At 64.1% G+C, this 5,474-nt stretch carries 5 protein-coding genes; 4 read left to right on the top strand and 1 reads right to left on the bottom strand.

Features of this window, described 5'->3' with window-relative positions:
* Window positions 1-1,323 (top strand): glycerol-3-phosphate dehydrogenase (gene glpD / locus RMO81_RS13915; RefSeq protein ID WP_310476497.1); only part of this gene is annotated, 1,323 nt, incomplete at its 5' end.
* A gap of 110 nt (window positions 1,324-1,433) precedes the next feature.
* The gene (locus RMO81_RS13910; protein ID WP_310476496.1) at window positions 1,434-2,213 is read left to right on the top strand and encodes a DUF2189 domain-containing protein; all 780 of its coding nucleotides are present in this window, start codon (window positions 1,434-1,436) and stop codon (window positions 2,211-2,213) included.
* On the opposite strand, the gene RMO81_RS13905 is transcribed toward RMO81_RS13910, so the two are convergent.
* Window positions 2,210-3,217, bottom strand: a complete 1,008-nt coding sequence (locus RMO81_RS13905) for a threonine/serine dehydratase (RefSeq protein WP_310476494.1) — start codon at window positions 3,215-3,217, stop codon at window positions 2,210-2,212. The genes RMO81_RS13910 and RMO81_RS13905 overlap by 4 nt on opposite strands.
* Before the next feature lie 283 nt (window positions 3,218-3,500).
* Here RMO81_RS13905 and RMO81_RS13900 point away from each other — a divergent pair, with 283 nt between their 5' ends.
* Window positions 3,501-4,703 (top strand): type III PLP-dependent enzyme, encoded by a 1,203-nt coding sequence (locus RMO81_RS13900; RefSeq protein ID WP_310476493.1) that lies wholly within the window; start codon window positions 3,501-3,503, stop codon window positions 4,701-4,703.
* 137 nt (window positions 4,704-4,840) lie between these two features.
* On the top strand, window positions 4,841-5,474 hold a 634-nt coding region (locus RMO81_RS13895; RefSeq protein WP_310476491.1), incomplete at its 3' end, for a deoxyhypusine synthase family protein.

Raw genomic sequence — 5,474 nt, 5'->3', positions numbered from 1 at the left:
GTGCGAAAGGCGCTGGCCGAACGCGAGGTGCTGCTCGACATCGCGCCGCACATCACCTGGCCGCAATCCTTTGTGCTGCCGCACGCAGATGGCATGCGGCCGGTGTGGATGCTGCGGCTGGGCACCTTCCTGTATGATCATCTTGCCCGGCGCGATGTGGTGCCGGGGTCGGCCCGCATCGATCTGCGCCAAGAACGCGCCGGCCGCGCGCTCGACAACCGCTATCGCACGGCCTTTCGCTATTGGGATGGCTGGGTGGACGATGCGCGGCTGGTGGTCGACAATCTGAAGGATGCTGCTGCGCGCGGCGCGACTGTGCTGCCGCGCTCTCCCGTGGCCCGCGCCGAACGGGTGGACGGGCTGTGGCAGTTGACGCTCGCCGATGGCCGCAGCCTTACGGCGCACCGCCTGATCAACGCTGCCGGGCCATGGGCGGAAACGGTGGCGCGGCAGGTCATGGGCCTGAACGACGCGCCGCCGCTGCGGCTGGTGCAGGGCAGCCACATCATCACCCGCCGCGTGCATCTGGGCAACGATGCCTTCATGCTGCAGCAGCCCGATGGCCGCATAATCTTCATCATCCCCTACGAACGCGACTATTCGCTGATCGGCACCACCGAAGGCGATGTGCAGCGGCCCGAGGATGCCCGCGTGAGCGATGCAGAGGTGGAGTATCTGCTGTCCGCCGCCAACCGCTATCTGGCGCGTCCGCTGACGCCGGATGATGTGGTGCACCGCTTTGTTGGCGTGCGCCCGCTGATCCTGGAAAGCGGCAAGGACGACAAGGAAACCACCCGCGATTACCGCCTTGTCGAACATGACGGGCTGGACGCGATGACCATCGTTGGCGGCAAGATCACCACCTATCGCGTGCTCGCCGAAGACGTGATGGCCCGCATCGCGCCCAAATCGAAAAGGTGGACCGGCAAGGCCCCTCTGCCCGGCGGTGCCATCGAACGGCACAAGGGCGAGAACGGCCAGGCCGCCTTCAAACGCTGGCTGGAACATCTACAGGCGCGTGAGGCGAATTATGACCCCAAGCTGGTCAAGCGGCTGGCCATGACCATCGGTGCGCCGGCAGCTGATCTGCTCAGCCAGGGGCTGGGCCGCAATCTGGGCGGCATCTTCGAAGCCGAACTGGCCTATTTCCGCGACCATGAATGGGCGCAATCGAGCGCCGATGTGCTGTGGCGGCGCACCAAGCTGGGCCTGCATCTGGATGCCGCTGCCCAAGCCGAAGTCGCCCGCTGGTTCGGCGAAGAACCCGCCGATGTGCGTGAGATCCCCACCGGGCACCGTTTTGCCCGGCCCAGTGTAGACTGAATGGGTGTAGACTGAACTGGCACGAACCAAGTCCGCCTGATCCGCATTGAACCGGATGGTCATGCAGCCCGACTTTGCGGCAGCCTCGCCTTTCGTCTGGGGAGGAGCATATGGCCGTGGCCGAACAAGGTGGACGCAAGCTGGCAGGCGCGGTGTCGATCAACGTCAGCCGCACCTTGGCGTTGGCTGATCTGAAGTCCGCGCTGGCCGCCGGCTGGGCCGATTATCGCGCTGCGCCGCAGTTCGGGTTGTTCTTCGCCGGCATCTATGTCGCCGCCGGGCTGGCCCTGGCGTGGGCGCTGGTAACGCAGGCCGCCGTGGCGTGGCTGGTACCGGCAGCGGCCGGCTTTCCGCTGCTCGCGCCCTTCTGTGCTGTCGGCCTCTACGACGTCAGCCGGCGCCGGGAGGCCGGGCTGCCATTGCCGTGGGGCGGCGTGCTGGCCTCGCTGAAAGGCCGGGGGGACGAACAGATATTGTCGATGGGCGTCATCATCTTTGTCGCGTTCGGCTTCTGGCTGATGATCGCCCACGCCATCTTCGCCATCTTCCAATCCGGCAGCGGCACCGACAGCCTGGAATTTCTGTTCAGCAGCACCGGCATTGCCATGCTGATCTTTGGCAGCGTCGTTGGCGCGCTGATGGCGCTGGGTTTCTACGCTGTGACCGTGGTCAGCCTGCCGATGCTGGTCGATCGCGACGTGGATTTCATGACAGCGATCATCACCAGCCTGTCGTGCATGCGGGCCAACGCCCGGCTGTTGCTGATCTGGGCGGTGCTGATCGCAGCCACCCTGTTCGTCGCCATGCTGCCGGCATTCCTGGGGCTGCTGGTGGCGCTGCCTGTGCTCGGCCACGCCACCTGGCATCTGTATCGCCGCCTGGTGGCCTAAAGCGCCCCGGCCTCCCTCAGGCACGACACCAGCACTTCGGCATCGATATTGCCGCCCGAAAGCGTGGCGATCACCGTCTTGCCCGTCACGTCCAGCTTGCCAGCCAGCAGTGCTGCCAGCGTCACCGAACCGCCCGGTTCCACCACCAGTTTCAGTTCACGGAACGCAAAGGCGACGGCGCGGGCCACCTCGGCCTCGCTCACCGCCACGCCGGTGGCACCGTGATGACGCAGCGTTTCAAAGGTGATCTCTGCCATCACCAGCGTTTGCAGCGCGTCGCAGCGGGTCGGGCCGGGGTTTTCCACCGGCAGGATGCGCCCGGCCGCCAGACTGCGGCACACATCGTCATAGCCTTCCGGTTCCACCACCACGATCGGCAACTGGCTGCCTGCCGCGAAGCCGCCCGACAGCCCGCCGCCGCCACAGCAAGTCAACACCAGATCAGCGGTTTCGCCCATTGCCGCCAGATCCTGCACGGCTTCCAATCCCGCCGTGCCCTGGCCGGCGATAACCAGAGCATCGGCAAACGGCGGCACGATGATCGCCCCGCGCGCTTCGGCCAGATTGGCGGCGATGGTCTCGCGGGCTTCGGTCAGCCGGTCATAGAACACCACCTCGGCCCCGTCGGCGCGGGTTCGTTCCACCTTCAACTTGGGCGCGTCCGACGGCATCACGATGAGCGCCGGCATCCCTAGCAACCGCGCTGCCCGCGCCACGCCCTGCGCGTGGTTGCCCGACGAATAGGCCACCACGCCGCCGCGCCGGCCTTCGGGCGGTAGAGCCAGAAGCCGGTTCATCGCGCCGCGAAATTTGAAGCTGCCGGTGTGCTGGAGATTCTCCGGCTTGAACCAGATGCGCCCGCCGCACAGCGCATCGAGCGCCGGACAGTTGATCAAGGGGGTGCGCACCGGCCACGAACCAAGGCGATTTGACGCAGCCAGAACATCGGCATGAACGACCGGAGCGACGGGAGCGGCGGCGGCAGCAGGGGCGGGGGAAGTCATTGAAAAAAGTGCCCTTTCACAAAAATGTCACATGGCTCGCAAAGCCCCAGGCAAACCCTTGAAAGGTCTAGCCAAAACCGGCTTTTCTGCAAAGCCGATATTGTAACAAAAATCTTCTTTACATGGGGGCATCAAAACCATAATTACCGCGCCGCTGCCCCATGGGACTTCCACCGCAAGGCAGCTTTGGTGTCAATGCCAGCGATCGACTTGGCGGGGTTTCTTGCCTCTCCAGTCAAGCGCGCAGCTGCGACATGCTTTGCCCACCCGGAGGTCCCTTGAGTTGCTCAAGCAAAACGAAGCGCTGTCGGTAGCGCGGCTCCTGCGTCCAACGCAGCCCGTTACCCTTATCCGCCCTCACGCCGCTCGCCGCGCGGCTCGGTTCTTCCTTGCGAAGTTTCCGGGCACGTCGATGTATGCGGTGAAGGCCAACCCTTCCCCTGATCTGATTCGCACCCTGTGGGATGCGGGGCTGACGCACTATGACGTCGCCTCCATCGCCGAAGTGCGCCTGGTTCGTGAGGTGGCTCCCAATGCCACCTTGTGCTTCATGCACCCGATCAAGCCGCCGGAAGCCATTGCCGAAGCCTATCACCAGCACGGCGTGCGGGTGTTCAGCCTCGATTCCATCGACGAGCTGGACAAGATCGTGGCTGCCACCGCGAGGGACGGCGTGAATGCGACGGACCTGACGCTGTGCGTGCGTCTGCGCGTTTCCTCGTCGCACTCCAAGCTCAGCCTGGCGTCGAAGTTCGGTGTGCCGGCTGATGAAGCCGCGCCGGTGCTGATGGCCGCCCGCCAGGTTGCCGATGCGCTGGGCATCTGCTTCCACGTTGGCAGCCAGGCGATGAGCCCGCAGGCCTATGGCGATGCCATGGCGCAGGTGCGTGCTGCGATTGTTGGCGCCGGCGTCACTGTCGACATCGTCGATGTCGGCGGCGGTTTCCCGTCGGTTTATCCGGGCATGGAGCCGGGTCGCCTCGAAGCCTATTTCGAAGTGATCCACCGCGCCTTTGAATCGCTGCCGATTTCCTATTCGGCCGAACTTTGGTGCGAACCGGGCCGGGCCCTGTGCGCTGAATACAGCTCGGTGCTGGTGCGTGTCGAAGCCCGCAAGGGCGATGAGCTCTACATCAACGATGGTGCCTATGGTGCCTTGTTCGATGCGGCGCACATCGATTGGCGTTTCCCCGTGCAGCATGTGCGGGCCACGCCAAGCCGGGCGCGGGATATGGAGTTCAGCTTCTGGGGCCCGACCTGCGACGACATGGATTACATGCGCGGGCCGTTTGCCCTGCCGGCGGATATCGAAGCTGGTGACTATATCGAAATCGGCATGCTCGGCGCCTATGGCTCCGCGATGCGCACCGGCTTCAACGGCTTCACCGCCGGCGAAACCGTGGTGGTTTCCGATGAGCCGATGGACACGCGTTATGCTGTCACGGAAGAGTCGCCGGACAAGATTATCAAGCTTCGCACCAAGTAAGCTTCACGCCCCCGCCCTTTGAACCGGCGGGGGCGCATCCCCGCTCGGCGCCGGACTCCCCCGGCCGCGGGCGGCGTTTCCGCCAGAATGTTTTCTGGGCGAAATGCCGGGCCACCGTCTGAACCTGGGAGCAATCCATGACCGATACCCTGAACGCCGTCGTTACCGAGCTCACCCCCGCCGAGCGCCAGCGCAAGGCCGAACTGCTGTCGACGGTGGTCGAACATATCGACATCAAGAGCTTTGACGCTCGCCCGATCATCGACGGCATGGCCAAGATGAGCTTCACTTCGCGTGATCTCGCCCGCGCCACCGACATCTACAACCAGATGTTGCAGGATCCCGATTGCTCCATCTTCCTGGTCATCGCCGGTTCGACGAGCGCCGGCGGCTGCATGGATCTTTATGCCGATCTGCTGCGCAACAACATGATCGATGGCATCGTGGCCACCGGCGCCACCATCGTGGACATGGATTTCTTCGAAGGCCTGGGCCACAAGCATTATCAGGCGCTGGAAGTGCCGGATGACGACACGCTGCGCTCGCTGCTGATCGACCGCATCTATGATACCTATATCGACGAAGAAGCCCTGCAGGATTGCGATCATACCATCTATGAAATCGCCAACACGCTGGAACCGCGTGGTTATTCCAGCCGCGCCTTCATCCGGGAGATGGGCAAGTATCTGGCCGAGCATGGCAAGAAGGAAAACAGCCTGGTCAAGCTCGCCTATGAGCATGACGTGCCGATATTCTGCCCGGCCTTCGTCG

This window comes from Sandarakinorhabdus sp. (assembly GCF_031422795.1).
GTDB lineage: Bacteria > Pseudomonadota > Alphaproteobacteria > Sphingomonadales > Sphingomonadaceae > Sandarakinorhabdus.
Note: the sequence above shows the minus strand (reverse complement) of the source record. Positions and strands in the feature narration are given on the sequence as shown.